Raw genomic sequence first — 22422 nt, 5'->3', positions numbered from 1 at the left:
CACTTCCTTTCATCTGCGTATCACGTTCTTGATGAATGTTTCAAGCGGCCAAGTATTGATGACCATCTCAGCTGGAAGCCATGCCTTTTGAGCATACTCTACACCAATAGGCATATAGTCAAGCTGTTCGGTCGCATGTGCATCCGTATTGATCGCAATGTTCACACCCGCTTCTTTCGCTTGAATCAAATATTCTGTACGCAAATCCAAACGATAGGGACTCGCGTTCAATTCTAATATTTTACCGTACTCGCTCGCCCATTTGATCAATTGATCCATATCGGGATTATAACCTTCCCGCTGACCAATGATCCTGCCTGTCGGGTGCGCAATCATATGGACAAGGGGATTTTTGCAGGCAGAATGCAGGCGCTCCATAATTTGCTCTTGCGGCTGATTGAAACTCGAATGAATCGATGCAATGACGAAATCCAATTGCTCTAGAATTTCATCTTCAAAATCCAATGTTCCGTCTGGCAAAATATCCATTTCCGTTCCGCAAAAAACTTCAATATCATCATATTTCGCACTCACTTCACGGATTTCTTCTATCTGCTTCAGCAATCGTTCAGGTGTCAGACCATTTGCTACTTTTAAATAATGAGAATGATCGGTGATTACCATATGGGAATAGCCTTTTGCCCGACACGCCTCCACCATTTCTTCTATAGAATAGCCGCCGTCTGACCACGTCGTATGCATATGCAGATCCGAACGAATCTGATCAGGCATGACAATATTTGCGATTTCATCGGCGCGCTCAATCTCTGTACCGTCTTTTCGAATACTCGGCGGAATAAAAGGTAAGTCGAAATGTGCGAAAAATTCTTTCTCGCTTTTGAAAGTCTGAACATTTCCTGCCTCATCTTCTACTCCATATTCACTGATTTTCAGCTTTTTACTTTTCGCGAGCTGCCGCATCCGAACATTATGTGCTGCAGAACCAGTGAAATGATGGAGTGCAGTGGCAAATTGGGCTTCTGTAACAAAACGGAAATCCGCATCAATCGGTTTTTCTGTGTCGAGTGAAATAGAAAGCTTAGCATCACCTGCTGCGATGATCTTTTCAATCGGCAATACGGAAAGAATTTTTTCACGCACTGTTTCCGGTTTTTCCGTCACGATGATCCAATCCACGTCAGAACTTTCTTCTTCACGTCTGCGGTAACTGCCGGCAACTTGAAACTTATCGACTTCTTTAATCAGTTCCAATTCCGCTTCAACAATATTTACGACTTTTTCTACTTGCCAAATCGGCGTCTTTCCGGAGCGTTCCGCAAGCAATTCGATTTCACGTAATAGGTTTTCTTCTGTCTTCTTGCCAAAACCAGGCACTGTACTCACCTGTTTTTCTTCGCATGCTTTCCGAAGCGATTCCACCGAATCAATATTCAACGCCTCTCTTAATTTGGCGATCTTTTTCCCACCAAGTCCCGGTATGTTCAGCAAAGGAATTAACCCTTTTGGCACTTGGTCTTCCAATTCTTTTAGCACTTCGGATGTGCCGTTTTCCATCAAATCGGTAATGACCGCACCTGTTCCTTTTCCGATTCCTTTCAATGACAGGATATCGTCCATTTCGGATAAACTTCTTGTATCTAATTCAAGTACAGAAGCCGCCTTTCGGAAAGCCGCTACTTTAAAGTGGTTTTCTCCAAGCAACTCCATATAGAGTGCAATTTTTTCAAACGTGCGAATGATTGTCTTTTTATTCAAATCGTTACCCTCCCTACTCTGTTAAAAAAGCTTCCACGCTAACGGGAAGCTGTCAGTTCATATGTACACTGCTTACAGACGGGCGTTAACCCATATACACAAACCACCAATTTTTGATGGCCGATGAGATGACCGGCGTATGTTCGAACATCGCTTTTGCCAGCAAGGAATGGCGCAAGGAATTTTGAATGACCTCAATTGGTAAAATCGCCAAAACGGATAAAAAGAAAAAGATAATGAAATAAAATTCAATAAATCCGAGACCAGCGCCAAGTAAACGTGCACCGAAACCAAGAACAGGCAAATGCTTCAAAAAGTCCAACATCGAGCCAATTAACTGTAATACCAGCTTGACTGCGACAAAAATGAATATAAATGCGATGAGCCGATAAAACGTCATATCCAAGTCTAAGTGATCAAATGTCCAACTAAGTTTCGAATCAGCCGTAGCCCCAGGATACGGAATCCACAAGATGAGCTTCTCCGCTAATTGTTTGTAATACATATACGCAACGATAATCGACACGATCAGTCCAAGCATATGGATCAGCTGGACGATCAACCCACGTCTGAAGCCCGTGATCAAACCGCCGACTAACAAGAAAATTATCAGTAAATCAACCATTTTTCGCCTCTCAACCCTTCAACTTTTTCACTTCTTCTTCTAATTGCTGTACGGTTTCTTCCAGTTTTAAATAGTCATGCACACTATTAACAGCAGTCAAAACAGCTATTTTTGTACTGTCCAAGTAAGGATTGCGTTTACTGATTTCCCGCATTCTCTCATCAACGAGCGAGGCAACATGACGTACATGATTAGACGTTTCCGTGCCAACGATTGTATAGGTTTGTCCATAGATTCCAACTGCCACTCTTGTCTTTTCTTTGTCCGCCACTATTCCGCCCTCCTCTGAAAAACCCTGTTAATAATCATACCATGAATAACAATTGGTTGTGAATCAATTATGCCTCATATCTACATTCTCTCAACTATTTTAAATGGTTCTGTTCATTATGCACTAGCTTTTCAGGTATACTAAGTAGAAAATCCTTTCAGGAAGTGAGTGAACGATTTAGTGAGTAACCAAGTCATCGTCCTTAATGAAAATGAAATGCCTAAAGTTCTGAATTTCTACGAGCAAAATAAAATTACACGCAATGCACCAGGCGTGATTTTCGCTGCAAAGACAGCTGATACTTCCATCACAGCATATCGATCCGGCAAAGTGCTGTTTCAAGGGGCTGGTGCCGATCGAGAAGCTGCACGCTGGTCCCCTTCCCTAACTCCATCAACGGCTGCTAAAACAAAAAGTTCTGCAGCAAAAGGTGATGTCTTGCCCGAGAATTTCGCTACTTTGTCTGTAATAGGTTCAGACGAGACTGGAACAGGCGACTTTTTCGGTCCAATTACGGTAGCTGCCTGTTTTGTCAGCCGTGATAAAATAGAACTGGTCCGCGAACTAGGAGTGAAAGATTCGAAACAGCTGACGGATGTCTATATGCAACAAATCGCAGAGGACTTGAAACAGGTTGTCCCACATTGTGTGCTGACCCTCGATAATGACAAATACAATGAAATCCAAAAAAAAGGCTGGTCACAAGGAAAAATCAAAGCCGTACTACACAACCAAGCGATTCAACAAGTTCTCGAACAAATGCAGCCTGAGTTGCCCGAATATATTTTAATCGACCAATTTGCCGAACGAAGAATTTACTACAATCATTTAAAAAATGAGTCGACAATCATTCGTGACAAAGTGTTATTTTCGACAAAAGCAGAGAATTTGCATGTATCCGTAGCAACGGCATCCATTCTAGCACGTGTGGCTTTCTTGGAAGAAATGGATCGGCTGAGTGCCAAGGCAGGAGTTACGCTGCCAAAAGGTGCCGGTCCGAAAGTCGACCAAATCGCTTGTCAGATCATACGTAAAAAAGGCGAACCGTTTTTACATTCCATCACGAAAGTGCATTTCGCCAATACACAAAAAGCATTGAAACTTGCATATAAGAAATAAGGTAAAAACACCGCAGTCCTCGTAAGAGAACTGCGGTTCATTTTTTATTAAGATCTCAATTGCGCATTAGCTTGTACTGTCAGTGCATCCAGCACTTTCTTGTGCGCATTGACTACTTCTTCATCTGTCAAAGTACGTTCAGGATCAAAGTACGTTAACGAGAAGGCCAAGGATTTCTTGCCCTCTTCAACATTTTTTCCTTCGTACAGATCGAACAACTGAACGGTCTTCAGCAGCTTGCCGCCCGCCTGCAAAATAATAGCCTGCAAGTTCGCAGCAGATGTGTCGCGATCAACGACTAATGCGATATCACGGGAGATCGATGGATAGCGAGGTACTGGCTCGTAGAAGAGCTCCTCCGCCGCCGTTTCCATGATCACGCGTAAATTCATTTCCATTACGTACGTTTCCTGCAAATCGCGTTGATTTTGTACAGTCGGGTGTACTTGGCCCAGCATACCTACCGCTTGGTCACCTAGCCATACAGTTGCAGTTCGGCCAGGGTGCATGCCTTCTACCGTAGCTTTAGTAAATTGGATGCGCTCGAGCAATCCTAATTGTTCAAACAGCCCTTCCACAATCCCTTTCATGACGAAGAAATCTACTTTTTTCGTCTCACCTTGCCACGCATGGTGAACCCACTTGCCAGTTAATACGGCTGCCACATGCTCGACTTCTTTCGGCAATCCATCTTCTTCGATGCCAAGGAACACGGAACCTGTTTCATATAACGCAACCGATTCGTTGCGACGTGCCGTATTGTACGTAGCTGCATCGAGTAAATGGGGGATCAAACTTTGGCGAAGTACGCTGCGCTCTTCACTCATCGGCATAAGAAGCTCTGTGACGGGAGCTGTCTCCAGTGCAAAAGCTTGTGCATCTTTTGGTGAAGCCAATGAATATGTCAATGCCTGCGAAAGACCCGCTGCTTCTAAAAATCTGCGGACGATGCGCCGCTTTGCTTGATATGGAGTTAATCCACCTGGTGTACTTTCCACAACCGGCAAAGTTTTCGGTATCTCATCATAGCCGTAAAGACGAGCAATTTCCTCAATTATATCTTCTTTGATTCGCAAGTCTTGTCGTCTCGTCGGAATATCCATCACGAGCTGACCATTGATCGCTTCCGTAGGAATTTGCAGACGGTCCATGATCGACTTCATTTCGTCCATCGGAATCTTCATACCTAGACGATTGTTAACGTAATCTGGAGACAGAATGATTCTCTCGGCAGTTTTATCCAACTCATCAAATTGAACTGAACCTTCAAGGACTTCCCCGCCAGCAAGTTCAGCCATCAGTTGTGCTGCACGTTCTGCTGCTTCAGCCACCCGATTTGGATCTACACCCTTTTCAAATCGTGTACTCGCATCGCTACGCAGTCCAACTTCTTTTGAAGTCCGACGTACAGAACTTGGTGCGAAATAAGCCGATTCGATGACGACAGTCGCAGTTCCCTCATGCACTTCCGAGTTCGCTCCGCCCATCACACCTGCAAGTGCAACCGGCTCCACCCCGTTCGTGATAACGAGCTGATGGCCATTCAATGTACGTTCTGCCTGATCGAGCGTCACAATTTTTTCGCCTTCACGGGCATGACGCACAACGATTTCTTTCGTTTCCAGACGATCGTAATCAAACGCATGCAACGGCTGACCATATTCCAACAGCACATAGTTCGTGATGTCGACGATATTATTATGCGGACGGATTCCTGCAGACATCAATGTATTTTGCAGCCACTGCGGGGATTCCGCCACTTTGACGTTCTTCACGACTTTCGCAATATACATCGGATTGTCCTCTTGAGCTTCTACCGCCAACTTTAAATAGTCCTGTGCTTTTTCTGAAGATTCTTCAAAAGAAATAGCCGGCAACTTGATGTCTTTTGACAGTATTGCCCCTACTTCATATGCAACCCCTAGCATACTGAGTGCATCCGAACGGTTCGGTGTCAAGTCAAATTCCATTACTTGATCGTATAATCCAAGATGAGTCAACGCACTTTCTCCAGCTTGCACATCATTCGGCAAAACATAAATTCCTTCTGCATAGGCTTTCGGAACTACTTTCCCTTCAATGCCCAGTTCTTGCAATGAACAAATCATACCATTTGACTCTTCGCCGCGAAGTTTCGCTTTTTTGATCTTCATTCCACCCGGCAACACAGCTCCCGGACGTGCAACGATGACTTTTTGACCTGCCGCAATATTCGGTGCGCCACAAATGATTTGAGTGATTTCTCCACCCACATCCACTTGACAAATATGTAATTTGTCCGCTTCTGGATGTTTTACGCAGTCTGTTACGTATCCGATAACTATATTGTCCATACCGAATGAACGATCAATGATACCGTCTACTTCAATTCCAGCACGAGTGATTTTTTCGGCTAGTTCTTCTACGCTGAGTTCATTCCAATCTACATACTTACTTAACCAATTTGTTGATACTAACATCAGTACGCCTCCTTACGCCTCTGCCCGGTGGAATTGTGAAATAAACCGAATGTCATTTGTATAGAAATGACGAATATCTTCCACTCCGTATTTTAACATCGCGATTCGTTCAGGCCCCATGCCGAACGCAAAGCCAGTCACTTCTTCCGGATTATAGCCCGCCATTTTCAGCACATTTGGATGCACCATGCCGGCTCCCAGAATTTCGATCCAACCTGTTTTCTTACAAACGTTACATCCAGATCCGCCACATTTAAAGCAAGAAATATCCATCTCTACAGATGGTTCAGTGAATGGGAAGAAGCTTGGGCGCAAACGGATTTCGCGATCTGCTCCAAATAATTTCTTCGCCAATAAATCAAGAGTACCTTTCAAGTCACTCATGCGAATGTTTTCGCCAACGACCAATCCTTCAATCTGAGTAAATTGGTGGGAGTGTGTTGCGTCATCTGAGTCACGTCGATACACTTTTCCTGGGCAGATGATCTTAATGGCAGCACCATCTTTCGCTTCCATCGTCCGTGCCTGCACGGGAGACGTGTGGGTACGCAGTAAAATATCTTCCGTAATATAGAAGGAGTCCTGCATGTCGCGAGCTGGGTGTCCTTTTGGAAGATTGAGTGCCTCGAAGTTGTAGTAGTCTTTTTCCACTTCAGGTCCTTCCGCGATTTCATATCCCATGCTGATAAAGAAGTCTTCGATTTCTTCTACAACGCGGGTTAGCGGATGGTGGTTGCCAAGCTCTACTGGGCGACCAGGCAATGTCACGTCAATGGACTCTTTTTCGAGTTGCTCTTGGATGGCTTGCTGTTCAAGTGTTTCTTTGCGCTCTTCCAGAATTCCAGTTACACTTTCGCGGATTTCGTTGACGAGCGCGCCCATTTTTGGTCGTTCTTCTGCAGGAAGTTTACCCATTCCTTTTAGCAGGTCTGTGATGGGTCCTTTTTTCCCCAGGTAGGCCACGCGTACGTCGTTGAGTTCTTTGATGGTTTGGGAATCTTTGATTTTTGCAATGACTTGTTCTTTCAGTTCATGCAGTTGTTCTTTCATGTTCATAGCTCCTCTCTTGAGTTCAATGGTGGTTTAAAACTATGTAAGATGGATTGGCTGCTAAGCACCGTTGATTTCCGTTCCAGACGGACGCTTTCCGCGGGGCGGGCGGTGAGCCTCCTCGGTCGCTCCGCTCCCTGTGGGGTCTCACCTGTCCCGCTAATCCCGCTGGAGTCGCCGTCTTCCACTACAATCAACTAGATATTCTTCAAATCAAGAAAAACTATCTAAAGAATAAAAAACAAATCAACTTGTATAGTTTCCGAAAAACAAAAAACTCGCCCCTGTAAAAGGGACGAGGTCGAGTTCGCGGTACCACCCTGATTAGTTTGCATCTTGAAGAATGTGATGCAAAATCACTTGATTTGGAATAACGGTCCTTTGCCGGCACGCTTTTACATTGCTGGTCCTAGCGTGCAGCTCGCAGGGTGAATTCGATGGGGCGACGTTTTTCACATTTTCAGTCGAGGTGTGAAATCCCTAAGAACGTGCTGTGCCATGTACTTTTCCCGGTCGTTGCTGTTTGTATGATTCATCTTGTAGTATACCGTAAAAGACAATCGCCTTCAACAGTCAACTCAATGATCGCGGAGCGTGTATAGCAAAATGCCTGTTGCGACGGCTACGTTCAATGATTCCGCCTGCCCATAGAGCGGGATTTTTACTACTTGATTGGCTTTTGAAAGAAGGTCCGGGTCTACGCCGCTACCTTCATTGCCAACAAGTAAGGCGAATTCTGATTGTGCAGTGATTTCATTAAGAGAGACTGCTTCCTGCAAACCGGTACCGATGATTGGAATATTATTCGATTTCAGACGTTCCAGCCATGGCATTAATTCACCACGCACGACAGGAATATGGAAGTGTGACCCTTGTGCAGAGCGCACAGTCTTCGGATTAAACGGATCGGCGCAGCCCTTGCCAAGAACTACGGCATCGAGGCCGGCTGCGTCTGCAGTGCGGATCATTGTTCCGATATTGCCAGGGTCTTGCACAGCGTCTATCAATAAAAGCCGTTTCCATTCATGATGGTCTGCTTCGTCATATTGCGGTTGTTTGCAATAGGCAAAGACACCTTGTGTTTGTTCGGTCTCCGAAATTTCCTTGGAGACTGCGGCCGTCAATTCGATGATCGGTACATCCCAATGAGCAGGAATATCAAGATCTTCTCTCACAAGCAATTGAATGACTAAATCCTTGTGTTTTATTGCTTCTTCGACGAGATGGAATCCCTCTACGAGAAACTCGTTTGTTTGATCTCGTTCTTTCCGTGTCGTCACTAATTTTTTCCAATGTTTCACTAATGAATTTTGTGTGGATTCTATACGTTTATTCAAGAGGCTGTACATCCTTTTTTCTTTTTAGTGTACCAAACGCGCGTATATTTAGCGACTGTTGTGGAAAAGATGAAGGTAGGAGGTTGATGAAATGAATTTTCAAATACGCGATGCAATTGCCGCAAATATGACGAATAATAGTTCACAGGATGTACGCAGTGTTATCGATGATGCAATTCAGCGGGGAGAAGAACATTTGTTACCAGGCCTCGGCGTTTTTTTCGAACAGCTTTGGCAGCGTGCCGATGATAAAGAAAAAGATGCGATGACAAATGAGTTGTCTCAAGCATTCGCTAAAGCGCAATAAATCGAACAACAGCTGAAAATCCTCCACTTTGTAAAAAAGCGGAGGATTTTTTACTGTGCTGTTTAATTGACTGAATACTGTTCTCGTAATTGAACGCGCAATGCTGCTTTCAGGAACTTCCCTACCGAAGTCTTCGGGATTTCTTTAACGAAGAGCACTTCATCCGGAACCCACCAGCTGGCGAATTGACCTTTTAAATAGTCTCTCAGTTCTTCTTTCTTGCTGTCATCTTCCGTGACACCTTCATTCAATACTACACAGGCAAGCGGGCGTTCCATCCATTTTTCATGAGGCACCGCGACGACGGCTGCTTCATAAACCGATTCATGTGTCATAAGGGCGTTCTCCAGATCTACAGAAGAAATCCATTCACCACCGCTCTTTATCAAGTCTTTTGTTCGATCCATTAACTTCAGATAGCCATCTTCGGTCATGATCGCAATATCCCCTGTGTAGAGCCAGCCGTTCTTAAATGCTTCCTCTGTTCGTTCATCTTTATAGTATTCACTTGCAATCCATGGTCCTTTCACCGTCAACTCGCCCATCGTTTTGCCATCCCACGGCACTTCGCCTTCTTCGTTGACTACTCGTATATCCAGTCCCGGCATGACCAATCCTTGTAAAGCACGGATTTCAATTCGCTCGTCCATCGTCAAATCCTTCATCGATGAAGTGAGGACAGATAAACTGACAAGCGGACTTGTCTCCGTCATTCCGTAACCAACTATAAACGGGATATTATATTTTTCCTCAAATGCACGGATTAGTCCCTTTGGTGAAGCCGAACCACCACAGACAATGACACGCAATGAAGAGAGGTCACGTGGATTTTGTTGCAATTCTTTCAGTGCAGCGAGCCAGATGGTCGGCACACCGGCAGTAATCGTTACTTTTTCTGCCTCAATCAGGTCTAAGAGAACCGCCGGATTAAAGCCTGGTCCCGGCAGCACTTGCGTTGTTCCAAAAAAGACGCCTGCGAATGGAAGGCCCCAGGCATTTGCATGAAACATCGGTACAACGGACATAGCGATATCGCGCTCGCAAAGCCCCATTGCATCCGCAAGGCCAAGCGCGTAACTATGCAACACCAATCCGCGATGCGTGTATATTACACCTTTTGGATTCCCTGTCGTCGCAGATGTATAGCATAATCCCGCAGGTGTATTTTCATCCAAGTCTTCAGGATAGTCGTATTCATCGGAAGCAGCTTCGAGCAGCGCTTCGTAAGAATGGACATTTTCAAGTGATGTTTCGGGCAAATCTTTGCTGTCACTCATTACGACAATATGTTTCACGGATTTCAACATGGGTGCCATTTTTTCAAAATGAGGGAGAAAATCTTCATCGACGAGAAGGATTTCATCTTCTGCATGATTGATGACGTAGACAATATGCTCGGGTGATAATCGAATATTGATCATATGAAGGATCGCACCTGTACAAGGCACGCCAAAATATGCCTCCAAATGACGGTGATGGTTCCACGCAAAGGTACCAACCCTTGTTCCTTTTTCCATTCCTAGCTGCGTTAAGGCATTCGATAATTTGCGTGTCCTCTTTGCCCATTCTCGGTATGTGAACCGCTGAATTGTTTGTTCTCCTGTACGTGAGATAACCATCTTTTCTGGAAAAAATCGTTCTGCCCTTTTAATAAATGATGACAAAATTAGTGGTGTCTGCATCATATCCATCCGCTCCTCTTAATTTAGAAGTGAAAATCATTATCCATCGCCTTACCAACTGAACATCTGCTTGTCCAATCGTCTAAAATGAAAAGCATCTATGCGCAATGGGATGGAGTTTGTTTCCCCGGATGTACTCTATGCGCCGATGAGGTCTACTATGAATTCCTGCAATGACACTTTAGGTTTACTTTATGGACATAGTATACACATTATCAAACTATTCTGTCTACCATTATTTGAATATTAAATGAATTTTTGCCTCATCCAAGAGAATATGTCTACACCAAGCACCGACAGGATCCCAAATATAATTGCCCAAACAGCTAGACTGATTAACATCCAGAAAGCAGTTTGTTTTTTTGTCGAGCCAAGTGCCAATGCCAAGAATGTAGCAAGATGAGAGCCGATTAAAATTGGACCAAGTAAGGAAAGACCCGGAATCCCGTAATGTCTCCAAATATTCTCAGCACGAACAGTACGTTTGGAAGGCATCGAAACATCTTTTTTCTTTTTGCTTTCCCACCATTCTTTCAACTTCTTGAATACAATGATCTCTAGTAAAATGGTTGCAGCATTACCAGCAAAACCAATGATTACAGCTAAAACTGGCGGGATACCGCGCAAGATACCTAACGGGACAGCCACCAACACTTCAAATCCAGGAACAGCTGCTATCAAAAATACGAGTAAATAGGTCAACAAAGCTTTTCCTCCTCGATTTCAATTGATCGTATTATAACAAAATAATGTTCATCTAAACATCACGACAAAAAAACCACTCTCCCGATCAACAGGGAAAGCAGTCCGGTTTTCTTTATATTCTTATAATAAAGAAGCTAAAATCGCTTTTTGTGCATGCAAACGATTGCCCGCTTGTTGGAAGACGTATGAGTTCGGTCCATCGATTACAGACGTTGCAACTTCTTCTTCTCGGTGTGCCGGCAGACAGTGCAAGAATACATAATCTTTGTGTGCATGGCCCACTAGCTGATCATTTATCTGGAAATCTTTAAAATCGATCAAACGTTTTGCAGCTTCTTCTTCTTGCCCCATACTCGTCCAGACGTCTGTATAGATCGCGTCTGACTCAGAAGCAGCTTCGACTGGATCATACGTTGAAATAACGCTGCCCCCATTCTTCTCTGCAATCTTTTTCGCCTTTTCCAGAAGGCCGGCATTGTATTCATAGCCTTCCGGCGTAGCAACTGCCACATGCATTCCCATATGCGCTCCTGCAATGACCAATGAATGCGCAACATTATTGCCATCACCGATGTAGGAAAGCTTTAAACCTTTCAAATCACCTTTCACTTCTTTAATTGTCAATAAATCCGCCATCGCTTGACAAGGATGGAATATATCTGTCAATCCATTGATTACTGGTACAGACGTATGCTCTGCCAACTCTTCCACCATTTTATGGGATTTCGCACGAATCATAACGCCGTCCAAAAATTCAGACAGCACATGCCCCGTATCATAAACAGACTCCCCACGGCCAATTTGCAAATCACGCGCGTTCATGAATATTCCATGTCCGCCTAAATGAATCATGCCGACTTCGAATGAAATACGAGTTCGTGTTGAATGTTTTTCGAAAATCATGCCGAGCGTCTTGCCTGCCAGGACAGGAGGCATAGTTCCAGCCAATGTGTCTTGCTTCATATCATACGCTTGTTGCAATAAATAGGCGATTTCTTCACTGGAATAATCCAATAATGTCAAGAAGTCGCGTCCCTTTAACGATTCTTTTTCTATCATCGCTTTTGTTTGATTATTAGTCGCCATTTTCCGATCCCCTACCATCCATTTAAAGTATTATGCATTAGTATACATATGTATAATTATGAAGTCAAATGAATTTTTATTAATAAAACAGCGATACCTGAAAAGGCATCGCTGTCGTCTAGAAAGTATTATTCAAATGTGATTTTTTGAACCGTTTCGGAGTCCAAGCGCTTCATTAATTCAACCAATAGTCTTACTGTATTTTCGAAGTCTGCTCGATGCAGCATAGCCGCATGTGAATGAATATAACGAGTTGGAATACAGATTGCCAGTGTCGGTATTCCAGTCCCGCTTACATGAATGGATCCAGCATCTGTTCCGCCGCCCGACATTGTCGCGAATTGGTATGGGACGCCGATTTCCTCTGCTGTCTCTACGACAAAATTACGTAAGCCTGTATGCGACACCATAGAAGCATCATATAACAGAATTTGAGGTCCTTCTCCCATATTTCCAACAGCTTCCTTATCAGAAACTCCAGGTGTATCACCAGCAATTCCTACATCGACTGCGAAACCGATGTCAGGCTGGATTTTATTGGTCGCGGTTTTAGCTCCGCGCAAGCCGACTTCTTCTTGAATAACGCCAACGCCATAGACTTGGTTTGGATGCTTTTCATCTTTTAATCGCTTCATTACTTCAATCGCGATTGCGCAGCCAATTCGATTGTCCCAGGCTTTTGCCAATAGGAAATTTTCGTTTTTCATGACTGTGAATTCGAAGTATGGCACTGCCATATCTCCAGGAAGGACGCCCCATGAAAGGACTTCTTCTTTCGATACAGCGCCAACATCAATGAACATGTCTTTAATGTCGACTGGCTTTTTGCGTGCTTCCGGTGTTAGGATGTGCGGCGGTTTTGAACCTATGATGCCCGTGATCGTTTCTCCTGACCGAGTTACGATGGATACACGTTGTGCAAGCATGACTTGTGACCACCAGCCACCTACTGTTTGGAAGTAAATGAAACCTTTGTCGTCAATCCGTGTAATCATGAAACCTACTTCATCTAAGTGACCCGCTATCATGATTTTCGGGCCGTTTACGTCACCTGTCTTACTCGCGATCAGCGATCCAAGTCCGTCATGATCGATTTCGTCTGCGTACGGTTCGATATGTTTTTTCATAGCGTCCCGTGCTTCCCGTTCGTTTCCTGGAATGCCTCGTGCATCCGTCAGGTCTTTCATCATTTCTAACGTTTCATCTAGTTTCATAAAAGGCTCTTCCTCCTAGTTCTTAAATTTCTAAAGTGTCCTGAATAGGTGTATTTACAGCAATTCCTTACGAATCTCCGCTGGCGACTTGGGAGAAAGAAGGCCCGGTGCTATGTCATAAACAGTTTTCGCGCCTGTGTCGCCTTTTTGCTGTAGTTTGTGAGCTGCGCGTGCGTAGGCTACTAATACGCTTGACGTGAATTCAGGGTTGCTGTCTAATTTCAGGGAAAATTCTATTACTTGGTCTGTACTTTCACCTGTTTTCCCGCTTCGGATGACAAATCCGCCGTGCGGCATTTTCGCGTGATCACGGCGCAATTCTTCCTCGGTAATGAAGTTGACCGTTGTATTATAGTCCGCGAAGTAATCCGGCATCGTGACGATCGTTTCGCGAACTTGTTCTTCGCTAGCCCCCTCTTCTAAGACCACATAACATTCGCGTGTGTGTTTTTCTTTTGTGGACAGTTCAGGAAGTTCACCATTGCGTACACGATTCATTGCGTCTTCAGCCGGTAATGTGTATTGAACGCCTGCTTTGACTCCGTCTACTCGTCTCACCGCATCCGAATGTCCTTGACTAAGCCCCTTGCCCCAGAACGTATACGTTTCGCCTTCTGGCAAAATCGCTTCGCCCATCATACGGTTAATCGAGAACAAGCCCGGGTCCCAGCCGACTGAAATGATGGCCGTTGTTCCTGCAGCTTGTGCGACTTCATCGACGGAAGCAAAATATTCTGGAATTTTGGCATGCGTGTCGTAACTATCGACTGTTGTGAAGTGTTTGGCCAATGCAGGTCCTTGTTCTGGCAAATCGTCTTTAGAGCCGCCACAAAGGATCAGCACATCGATATCGTCTTTGAATGATTCAATTTCGTCCAATTTATGAACAGGCACTTGATCAGACAGCAATTGCACGTCCACTGGCTCTCTCCGTGTAAATACACCAACCAACGTCATATCTTCATTTTGACTAATCGCGGACTCTACGCCGCGTCCCAGATTTCCGTATCCAGCGATTCCTACTCGTATTTTGTTATTCAAGAATACACATCCCCTTCTACTTTCTTTTTTACCTTTCTCATTTTACCGTGAAGGTTGATAGATTGCGAATATTTTTCCGAATTAAGATAAGCGTATGTCGACAGCCGCAGTTTTCGAAAAAGGGATCGTGCTAGCGCAATTCAAAATCTGGATGCAATTACGCCAAGACGTCAGTGATTGTTGAGCTGTTTCGTTCATTTCATAGAGATTCATGGTAAAATAGGGGCAGTTGAATTATTTGAAAAGTAGGGGTTCATAATGCGCTTTTTTGTTTATTTAATTGTCTTCTTCTCGTTTTTCGATTTATTTTCACAGCTCCCTGTTATTAGTCCATTTGCGACTTCGCTGGGCGCTTCTTCATTTATTGTTGGTTTGTCAGTCGGAATCTATTCATTTTCGAATGTTTTCGGAAATATTATCTCGGGGATTTTGACCGATCGAAAGGGTCCATTCTACATATTGCTGTTTGGATTGCTCACTTCTGCCTTATCTTTATTTTCTTATGCGCTGATTGAAGGCTCCGCGACATTGATCGGTGTCCGTTTCCTGCATGGTTTGACAGAAGGTTTGATCGTTCCGGCAGCATTCACTTTTCTTGCGAACGGTTCTGAGCGCTCAAAAAGAGGACGCAATGCAGCGATTTCAGGTGCTTTTGTTGGGTTGGCAGCCATTTTCGGACCTGCTTACAGCGGTATCGTTTCTGTCCATACAAGTGTCGTGACGATCATGGCAATTAACGGGACCTTCATGGTTCTGTTGACGATAGGAGCTTTCCTATTTTTACGCTCGTTTACATATGTTAGGAAAGTGAAAACGGAAACACAAAAAGCAGTGAAGCCATTGGCATTCTTTCGCCACCCAGGAATTATCCGTGCATTTCTCGGTGCTTTCTTCTTGATGTTCTCTCAAGGCGTTTTAGCATTGGTCCTTCCGTTAAAAGTTGAGTTTCTACAGTATGATGCCAAAACGACCGGTATGCTGCTAAGCGTTTTCGGTTTTGTTGCCGTGCTGATTTTCCTTTTGCCGGTCAACCGAATTTTTGACTTTGCGCGACCGATGTTGACATTGGCGATCGGGTTATTTCTAATGAGCGCCAGTATGCTGTTTTTATCGCAAGTGGATCAATTGTCCCTAATGCTGACAGCCATGATTGTTTACGGCATGGGTTTTGCTTTATTATTCCCTTCCATCAATTCATTGCTGATTGATTCTACTAAACCTGAAACCAGAGGGAAGGCATATGGCTTTTTCTATGCATTCTTTTCATTTGGAGTCGTAGTAGGATCCAGTGCAATCGGTATTCTGGACTTAGGGTCTCAGCATGCGTTTATGCTCGCAAGTGGCATTTTGTTCCTAGCGGGAGTTTTTACGGTTATTGGTCTACGAAAAGATATACAGCCTGTTGACAAAACGACGACAATCCAGTAATGTCTTGATAGAAATGAATAACCCGTCTGGGAGAGGTTCATAGCGACCCTCTATAAAAAACTATGGATGATGAATTTTCGCCATGTCCATTGACATGGCTTTTTTTATTTTAGCAGCATTTTTGCAGAAATAAATAAGTAAATTCACCTCGTCTATGAACCTCCCTGACCACTTACACAGGAGGTTTTTTTAAATGGCAGGAAGAGATGAATCAACTTTGCATGACTTAACATTACTAGGAAATCAGAATACGGTCTATGATTATTCCTACAATCCAAATTTACTGGAATCCATCGATAATTTACACCAGGGACGTGATTACTTCGTAAAATTTAATTGCCCTGAATTCACTTCACTATGTCCTCAAACCGGTCAACCCGATTTTGCGACAATCTATATCAGCTTCATTCCCGATCGGAAACTTGTCGAAAGTAAGTCACTGAAACTCTATTTATTCAGTTTCCGAAATCACGGTGATTTCCATGAGGACTGCGTCAATTCAATCATGATGGATTTGGTCAACTTACTTGAACCTCGTTATATTGAAGTATGGGGTAAGTTCACACCGCGCGGTGGTTTATCGATCGATCCGTATTGTAATTACGGCAAGCCCGGCACAAAGTTCGAACAGATGGCGGAGCAGCGCTTGTTCCAACACGATTTGTATCCTGAGAAAGTGGATAATCGGTGATTGAGCGATGAGATACTATTTAAGCGGTACATTTGTCGGTCTACTCATTCTTTCAAATATTTTGGCGGTCAAATTAGTCAGTTTCGGAAGCTGGATCGTGTTGCCGGCAGCGGCCATTGTCTATGTTTGTACATATCCTATTTTGGATGTCTTAACAGAAACATATGGTAAGGAAGCCGCGCGTCAAACTGTGCTCACTGGTTTATTTGCCCAGCTTTTATCCAGTATGTTCATCTGGCTTGCGATCAATTTGCCTGCCGCGCCGGTATATCAGGACCAAGAAGCTTTCCAAACGATTTTTTCGGCAGGTTTTCGTGTAACGCTCGCGAGTTTGACTGCCTATATTGTCAGTCAAAATCTAGACGTCACGATTTTCCATAAACTTAAAGAAAAACACGGTGAGAAGAAATTATGGATCCGTAATAATGCGTCTACCATGGCTAGTCAATTGGTCGACACCGTAATCTTCATCACGATTGCATTCTACGGTATTATGCCGATTAGCGCTTTACTTGTACTGATTGGCACGCAATATATTTTCAAATTCGTTGTTGCTTTAGTCGATACACCGATTGTCTACTTATTGGTCGCTATATGTCGTCGAATCGAAGCGAGAAAAGAAAAAAACTCTCGCCCATTAACTAATTCGGACGCAGTGATTTCAAATCAATAATTTATCTTTATTCAGTAGAAACCTCTCGCCACTATAGGAGATGAAACGAATGTGGTGTTATTTCCTGTTCTTCGGGTATTCAAATGCTCGCTGAACAATAGGAGTACGCAGGCTAAGAACGCCACGTCCTGTGGCAACGCCTGCATGAGCTACATCCTGCTGGCCCAAGCACAATTCAAAACTAAAAGAAGCCGATCCAATCAAAAATTGATTGAATCGGCTCTTTTTTATGCTTGTTGAGCTGAAAAGGATAGGATGGCTTCAAGGAACACGTCTCCGTAGCGCTCTAACTTCGTTTCACCGACACCTTGTACCGTCAGCAATTCATCGTCGGTTGCCGGCATTTTGGCCACCATATCACGCAGCGTCTTATCCGAGAAAATAACAAATGGCGGTACTCCTGCTTCCTGTGCCAATTTCAGGCGAAGCGCACGCAACTCATTGAATAATGGATCGTCTTTAGCCACAACGGTCGTGACCATCTCGCCTTTACGCCACACTTTCACTTTCCCGAGAAGTACATCCTTCCCTTCTTCACTCACAAAAATGATCGGAAAAGGACCACTTTCCACTTGCAAATAATTCTCCGAAATCAAAAACTCAATGAAATCCGCAACGTCTTTGGCACTTCGTTCTTTCATCAGGCCATACGTCGTCAGCTGATCAAAATTAAATTCCATCAGTTTTTTATTTTTCGAACCTGTCAATACTTGTGCGACCATAGTTTTTCCGAATCGCTGTCCCATCCGGATCACGCAAGAGAGAACTTTTTGCGTGTCGACTGTGACATCAAATTGCTCTCGCGTATCAGTACAATTTCCGCATCGTTTACAGTCTTCTGCATCGTTTTCACCAAAATATGTGATGATATGCTTTTGAAGACACCCTTCAGTATGGCAATAATCGACCATCACCTGCATCTTCTTGATTTCATTCGAAACACGTGTGGGATCAGGTGATTGTTCGATCAGGAAACGCTGCGTCTGCACATCTTGCGAAGAGAATAAGAGGTAACAATCACTATCGAGCCCATCCCGGCCTGCTCTTCCGGCTTCTTGATAATAACTTTCCATGTTTTTTGGCATTTGGTAATGAATAACGTATCTTATATTGGACTTATCAATACCCATTCCAAACGCATTTGTCGCCACCATGACGCGCGCTTCTTCCATTATGAAACGATCTTGTTGATGCTGTCGTTCCTGATCCGGCAAGCCTGCATGATATTTTGCAACCGCAATACCATTTTTCTCTAACGTCGAGTATACTTGCTCCACTGCTTTTCGCGTAGCTGCATAGATGATACCCGATTCACTTTTGTTCTTCTGCGTATAATCTTTGACAAATTGATCCCGGTTTTGTCCTTTGACTACTGAAAACACTAAGTTGCTCCGTTCGAATCCTGTTACGACGCGGCTGACAGGCGGGATGTGGAGTTGCTGGCAAATGTCATCCTGAACTTCCGGAGTCGCTGTTGCAGTCAAAGCAAGAATAATCGGCCGCCTGTTTAAATAGTCTAGAATACGGTGGATATTTCGATAGCTTGGACGAAAATCATGTCCCCATTGCGAAATACAATGCGCTTCATCGATCGCAATCAACGGAATATTCATTTTCTGCAATTGATTCAGGAACGATTCAGACTCCAAACGCTCAGGAGCAACGTATAAAAGCTTATACATGCCTGCTGTTGCATTATCCATCGTACCGAAATACTCTTCTGTCGATAATGTGCTGTTTATATAGGCCGCAGGGATACCTAATTGGTGCAGTGCATCGACTTGGTCCTTCATCAATGAAATGAGCGGCGAAATGACGAGCACTGTGCCCTCCATCGCAAGAGCAGGCACTTGGTAACAAATGGACTTTCCGCCGCCTGTAGGCATGACGCAAAGCGTATCATCGTCCTGTAACACTTGATCGATGACCCGCTGTTGGCCTTCCCGGAACTCTGAATATCCAAAATGCTTAGCTAATATATCTAATGGATCGTGAATGATCGCCGCCTCCTTCCCGAATTGCTATTTTGTTTCATTGAAATAATAACCGTTCTTCTTCCCGACTATGTAATTCGTTGATTACCATCAAGCCATAAAACTTCTGCATGATTTCCGGTGTCACTTGCGGATCCTTCTCACGCAATGCTTCGATATCTTGTACTACTAAACGCATCAAATCATGATCACGTGTCAATTGGATAATTTCTCGTTCGAGCTCTGGATTCTCAGCTAAAATTTGCTTATAGAAACCTTCCTCTTCGGCATCTGCATGGCTGATCACTCTCGTTTTCCAGTAATCTATTAAATCATCGCACGCTTGATTGACCATTTCCTGCTCACCTTGCTCTAGAAAACCCACCAAATCTTCCGTCTTCATCACGGCACCTGATAAGCCGCCTTCATGGATTGCTCGATGTGAATGCAGCTGTCTTAAAGCGGGTCCTGACATATCAACCACTCCTTCATCGTTTCCCTAATCATAACAGAATTGCAGAGACACGTGAACTCCCCACCACTTAACACCCTTTCAGGTTGTTTGAAGTGGGGGCTTCTCGACTTATCGCTGCTTTTACTAGCCAACGAAAACTGACCGAGCTACTCCTCTTGTTCTGAGAGTTTTTGTTTTGATTTCACGGTAATGCTACCATCAATTTCCCTTCATTTCGGCTGTTGATGGCGGCGTTCCAATCTCTATCAGATTCGAACCCGCACGCACAGGAGTAGAGTCGTTCAGAAAGGGCAACCTTTTTTACATGTCCGCAATTTGAGCAGGTTTTAGTTGAAGGAACCACTTGTTGATTTTGATAAGGTGCTTTCCTTGCTTCACCAACTTATAGTGCAGAAATGTGGTGAACATTCCCCATCCGTTGTCCGCAACACTTTTACCGAAGTGAAGGGATTGCGACATCCCTTTCATGTTGAGGGCTTCGATGACGACACAATCATATTTGTTTGCCAACTGACGAGATTTCTTGTGTAAGAAGTCCTTTCGTTGATTCGCCACCTGCTCATGTAGTGCAGCGACTTTGATTCGCTGTTTTTTGTATCAAGCGGAACCTTTCGTTCTGCGTGAAAGGACTTTCTGTTCCTTTGAAAGTTTTTCTTGTATCTGCCGATAGAAGCGAGAGTGATTGGACTTCTCGACCAAAGAAACTCTTTCCAAAGCCTCTTCTTCATTTCTGGAAATTCTTTTTTGATACGTCTCGAACTCGCACCCTTGTAAGCATTGATAAATTTCGAGGGTTCAGTGTTTGGGTGAGCCTTGAAAAATATGTGGACATGATTCTGATCATGATTCCATTCGACTAAAGAAATCATGTAATTTTTGCATAATCCGAGATCACATCGTCCATCGCTTTTCGGCGGTATTTGACGGCCATCACGAGATGAGAATACAGTAAGAACAATGAATGATTGTTGCTATCCAAATTCATTGATACATCATTCCCTCTATCACCAGCCGAAATTCTTCCCCCCTTACCGTTGGGCTTCGCCTTGCACACGCTTGAAGAGGGAGACTTCTTTCGGGGAATGTTAAATAAAAAGACAGAAAGATGAGTGAAACATTGGTTAATCAACACACATAATATTACCAAATAAAAAAAGCCTTGCAGAAAACTCCCTGCAAGACGTATTTCAGACTTTCGCGACTCGGATTCGGCTCACCATCAGCCATGCGAGCAATCCCATGAAGATCACAAAATATGGCGGTTGAATATACGGTACTGCAAAATAACTCAAAGTCAGCAGCACACCGGCAGCCGTAATCGGTAAGCCGAAGAACGTGCCGTCAAACTCTTCGACATTATATCGAGCTAATCGCACAGCACCGGCTAAAATATAAAACAGCACTGCAGATAAACCAATCCATAATGTTTGTGACAAAGCAGCGTCATAGATGAGAATAGCCGGTGCTACCCCGAATGAAACTAAATCGCTTAGTGAATCAAGTTCTTTACCGAATAAAGACTCCATATTGTAGTGTCTTGCAACCATCCCATCGAATCGATCAAAAATAGCTGCAAAGAATATGAACATCAAACTCATATGCCCATGTCCTTTTAACACAAGTAATATTGCTATAATTCCTAAACTTAAATTGAAAAGTGTAATAATATTCGCCAATTGTGATTTGAGTTTAGTATAATCAAAATATCTGAATGAAAACATTTCATTGCCTCCTCACTGACTAATCCATTATAATCCTTTACAGAAGGGATGAAAAGATGAAAAAACATATTTTTAAAACATTTGTCGAGTTGACGGGGCATCCGATCAGTTCTTCAATTATAAAAAACTTCACTGCCTCCGCAATCAGTAAGCCATTGATCAAGCCATTTTCTTCATTCTATCGTATTCAGCAACAGGAAGCAGAATTCCCAATGAATGAATATGAAAGTTTGAATGCCTTTTTCACGAGGTCTCTGAAAGCCGGCAGCCGGCCAATTGATAACGATCCGAACACATTGATTTCACCAGTTGACGGGGTCTTGAGCTACTCAGGTCCTGTCAATGAACAACAGCAGTTTGTAGTGAAGGACAAAAACTACAGTATTACGGACCTTTTCGGCGATACAAGTAAAGCAGAACCTTATCAAAATGGTTATTATTATTTGTTTTACCTATCCCCTCAGCATTACCATCATTTCCACTACCCTGTTTCTGGAAAGTTGGTCAGCCGCTATGCATTAGGAACGACTTCCTATCCTGTAAACGATTTAGGAATTCGAATGAAAGATGAGCTGTTCTCCTCAAACTATCGGATTATTTCAGAGTTGGAAACTGCATGTGGCCGGGTTGCGATCGTTAAGGTCGGTGCGTTGAATGTCAATAGTATTCGTATTGCAGATTCTTCTAAGGACTGTGTGAAGGGTGAAGATTTTGGTCACTTTGCATTCGGTTCTACCGTGATTCTATTCATTGAAAACAAAAACTCTCTCGCTCCGTTAAATCTACCTTTTACAGAAGTGCAGGTCGGTGATAAAATCGGAGAGTGGCAATATTAAATAGATGAGGTTT

General features: G+C 43.7%; 20 protein-coding genes, 2 pseudogenes, 1 riboswitch and 1 other annotated feature. Of the genes and pseudogenes, 6 read left to right on the top strand and 16 right to left on the bottom strand.

Annotation, left to right across the window (positions count from 1 at the left end; translation table 11 throughout):
• Nucleotides 1-9 precede the first annotated feature (9 nt).
• The 3 genes from polX to zapA all read right to left on the bottom strand — a co-directional run bounded on the left by polX (nucleotide 10) and on the right by zapA (nucleotide 2612).
• The gene (gene polX, locus H7J92_RS08510) at nucleotides 10-1716 is read right to left on the bottom strand and encodes a DNA polymerase/3'-5' exonuclease PolX (RefSeq protein WP_009497586.1); all 1707 of its coding nucleotides are present in this window, start codon (nucleotides 1714-1716) and stop codon (nucleotides 10-12) included.
• Nucleotides 1717-1801: 85 nt separating this feature from the next.
• Nucleotides 1802-2341 (bottom strand): CvpA family protein, encoded by a 540-nt coding sequence (locus tag H7J92_RS08505; RefSeq protein WP_009497587.1) that lies wholly within the window; start codon nucleotides 2339-2341, stop codon nucleotides 1802-1804.
• Nucleotides 2342-2351: 10 nt separating this feature from the next.
• Entirely contained in the window at nucleotides 2352-2612 is a 261-nt protein-coding gene (gene zapA, locus H7J92_RS08500; protein WP_009497588.1) for a cell division protein ZapA, read from the bottom strand.
• 180 nt (nucleotides 2613-2792) lie between these two features.
• Here zapA and rnhC point away from each other — a divergent pair, with 180 nt between their 5' ends.
• A complete protein-coding gene (gene rnhC / locus H7J92_RS08495) occupies nucleotides 2793-3731 on the top strand; it encodes a ribonuclease HIII (protein ID WP_078817016.1) in 939 nt (312 codons plus the stop codon).
• A gap of 47 nt (nucleotides 3732-3778) precedes the next feature.
• Here rnhC and pheT read toward each other — a convergent pair whose 3' ends face one another.
• The 3 genes from pheT to H7J92_RS08480 all read right to left on the bottom strand — a co-directional run bounded on the left by pheT (nucleotide 3779) and on the right by H7J92_RS08480 (nucleotide 8589).
• Entirely contained in the window at nucleotides 3779-6190 is a 2412-nt protein-coding gene (pheT, locus tag H7J92_RS08490) for a phenylalanine--tRNA ligase subunit beta (protein ID WP_009497590.1), read from the bottom strand.
• A 12-nt stretch (nucleotides 6191-6202) separates the two neighbouring features.
• Nucleotides 6203-7240 carry a phenylalanine--tRNA ligase subunit alpha gene (pheS, locus tag H7J92_RS08485; RefSeq protein WP_040759233.1) on the bottom strand — a complete coding sequence of 346 codons (1038 nt, stop codon included), beginning with the start codon at nucleotides 7238-7240 and terminating at the stop codon, nucleotides 6203-6205.
• A 288-nt stretch (nucleotides 7241-7528) separates the two neighbouring features.
• Nucleotides 7529-7766, bottom strand: a binding site (T-box leader).
• 52 nt (nucleotides 7767-7818) lie between these two features.
• Complete coding sequence (locus tag H7J92_RS08480; RefSeq protein ID WP_009497592.1) at nucleotides 7819-8589, bottom strand: TrmH family RNA methyltransferase; 771 nt, start codon at nucleotides 8587-8589, stop codon at nucleotides 7819-7821.
• A 79-nt stretch (nucleotides 8590-8668) separates the two neighbouring features.
• Between H7J92_RS08480 and sspI the strand changes: the two genes are divergently transcribed.
• On the top strand, nucleotides 8669-8884 hold the full coding sequence (gene sspI / locus H7J92_RS08475; protein WP_009497593.1) for a small acid-soluble spore protein SspI: 216 nt from the start codon (nucleotides 8669-8671) through the stop codon (nucleotides 8882-8884).
• Nucleotides 8885-8946: 62 nt separating this feature from the next.
• Here sspI and H7J92_RS08470 read toward each other — a convergent pair whose 3' ends face one another.
• The 5 genes from H7J92_RS08470 to H7J92_RS08450 form a co-directional block, all read right to left on the bottom strand.
• On the bottom strand, nucleotides 8947-10569 hold the full coding sequence (locus tag H7J92_RS08470) for a long-chain fatty acid--CoA ligase (RefSeq protein ID WP_040759623.1): 1623 nt from the start codon (nucleotides 10567-10569) through the stop codon (nucleotides 8947-8949).
• Between the two features lie 243 nt (nucleotides 10570-10812).
• The gene (locus tag H7J92_RS08465; RefSeq protein ID WP_009497595.1) at nucleotides 10813-11271 is read right to left on the bottom strand and encodes a small multi-drug export protein; all 459 of its coding nucleotides are present in this window, start codon (nucleotides 11269-11271) and stop codon (nucleotides 10813-10815) included.
• 120 nt (nucleotides 11272-11391) lie between these two features.
• On the bottom strand, nucleotides 11392-12357 hold the full coding sequence (argF, locus tag H7J92_RS08460; RefSeq protein WP_078816845.1) for an ornithine carbamoyltransferase: 966 nt from the start codon (nucleotides 12355-12357) through the stop codon (nucleotides 11392-11394).
• 128 nt (nucleotides 12358-12485) lie between these two features.
• A complete protein-coding gene (locus tag H7J92_RS08455) occupies nucleotides 12486-13571 on the bottom strand; it encodes a M42 family metallopeptidase (protein ID WP_078816846.1) in 1086 nt (361 codons plus the stop codon).
• A 54-nt stretch (nucleotides 13572-13625) separates the two neighbouring features.
• Nucleotides 13626-14612 carry a diaminopimelate dehydrogenase gene (locus tag H7J92_RS08450; RefSeq protein WP_221836479.1) on the bottom strand — a complete coding sequence of 329 codons (987 nt, stop codon included), beginning with the start codon at nucleotides 14610-14612 and terminating at the stop codon, nucleotides 13626-13628.
• Between the two features lie 258 nt (nucleotides 14613-14870).
• Between H7J92_RS08450 and H7J92_RS08445 the strand changes: the two genes are divergently transcribed.
• The 3 genes from H7J92_RS08445 (at nucleotide 14871) to H7J92_RS08435 (ending at nucleotide 17404) form a co-directional block, all read left to right on the top strand.
• Complete coding sequence (locus tag H7J92_RS08445; protein ID WP_009497600.1) at nucleotides 14871-16040, top strand: MFS transporter; 1170 nt, start codon at nucleotides 14871-14873, stop codon at nucleotides 16038-16040.
• Nucleotides 16041-16066: 26 nt separating this feature from the next.
• A riboswitch (PreQ1 riboswitch) is annotated at nucleotides 16067-16110 on the top strand.
• Nucleotides 16111-16233: 123 nt separating this feature from the next.
• Nucleotides 16234-16731, top strand: coding sequence for a preQ(1) synthase (queF, locus tag H7J92_RS08440; protein WP_078816847.1), 498 nt, complete (start codon nucleotides 16234-16236; stop codon nucleotides 16729-16731).
• A gap of 7 nt (nucleotides 16732-16738) precedes the next feature.
• Complete coding sequence (locus H7J92_RS08435; protein WP_221836476.1) at nucleotides 16739-17404, top strand: queuosine precursor transporter; 666 nt, start codon at nucleotides 16739-16741, stop codon at nucleotides 17402-17404.
• A 227-nt stretch (nucleotides 17405-17631) separates the two neighbouring features.
• On the opposite strand, the gene recQ is transcribed toward H7J92_RS08435, so the two are convergent.
• The 5 genes and pseudogenes from recQ to pssA all read right to left on the bottom strand — a co-directional run bounded on the left by recQ (nucleotide 17632) and on the right by pssA (nucleotide 21573).
• The gene (gene recQ / locus H7J92_RS08430; protein ID WP_040759235.1) at nucleotides 17632-19404 is read right to left on the bottom strand and encodes a DNA helicase RecQ; all 1773 of its coding nucleotides are present in this window, start codon (nucleotides 19402-19404) and stop codon (nucleotides 17632-17634) included.
• A 31-nt stretch (nucleotides 19405-19435) separates the two neighbouring features.
• Entirely contained in the window at nucleotides 19436-19852 is a 417-nt protein-coding gene (locus tag H7J92_RS08425; protein WP_009497604.1) for a hemerythrin domain-containing protein, read from the bottom strand.
• A gap of 181 nt (nucleotides 19853-20033) precedes the next feature.
• A pseudogene (locus H7J92_RS08420) lies at nucleotides 20034-20602 on the bottom strand (RNA-guided endonuclease InsQ/TnpB family protein); the annotation flags it as partial.
• A pseudogene (gene tnpA, locus H7J92_RS08415) lies at nucleotides 20515-20837 on the bottom strand (IS200/IS605 family transposase); the annotation flags it as partial. The pseudogenes H7J92_RS08420 and tnpA, both read right to left, overlap by 88 nt.
• A gap of 202 nt (nucleotides 20838-21039) precedes the next feature.
• Nucleotides 21040-21573 carry a CDP-diacylglycerol--serine O-phosphatidyltransferase gene (gene pssA / locus H7J92_RS08410; RefSeq protein WP_009497608.1) on the bottom strand — a complete coding sequence of 178 codons (534 nt, stop codon included), beginning with the start codon at nucleotides 21571-21573 and terminating at the stop codon, nucleotides 21040-21042.
• Between the two features lie 56 nt (nucleotides 21574-21629).
• Between pssA and asd the strand changes: the two genes are divergently transcribed.
• Nucleotides 21630-22409: an archaetidylserine decarboxylase gene (asd, locus tag H7J92_RS08405; protein ID WP_221836474.1), complete on the top strand. Its 780-nt coding sequence runs from the start codon at nucleotides 21630-21632 to the stop codon at nucleotides 22407-22409.
• Nucleotides 22410-22422: the final 13 nt, after the last annotated feature.

The sequence above is a fragment of the Sporosarcina aquimarina genome (assembly GCF_019748715.1).
In the GTDB taxonomy this organism is placed as follows: Bacteria; Bacillota; Bacilli; order Bacillales_A; family Planococcaceae; genus Sporosarcina; species Sporosarcina newyorkensis.
The sequence above is the reverse complement of the archived record's forward strand: the minus strand, read 5'-3'. Positions and strand labels throughout refer to the sequence as shown.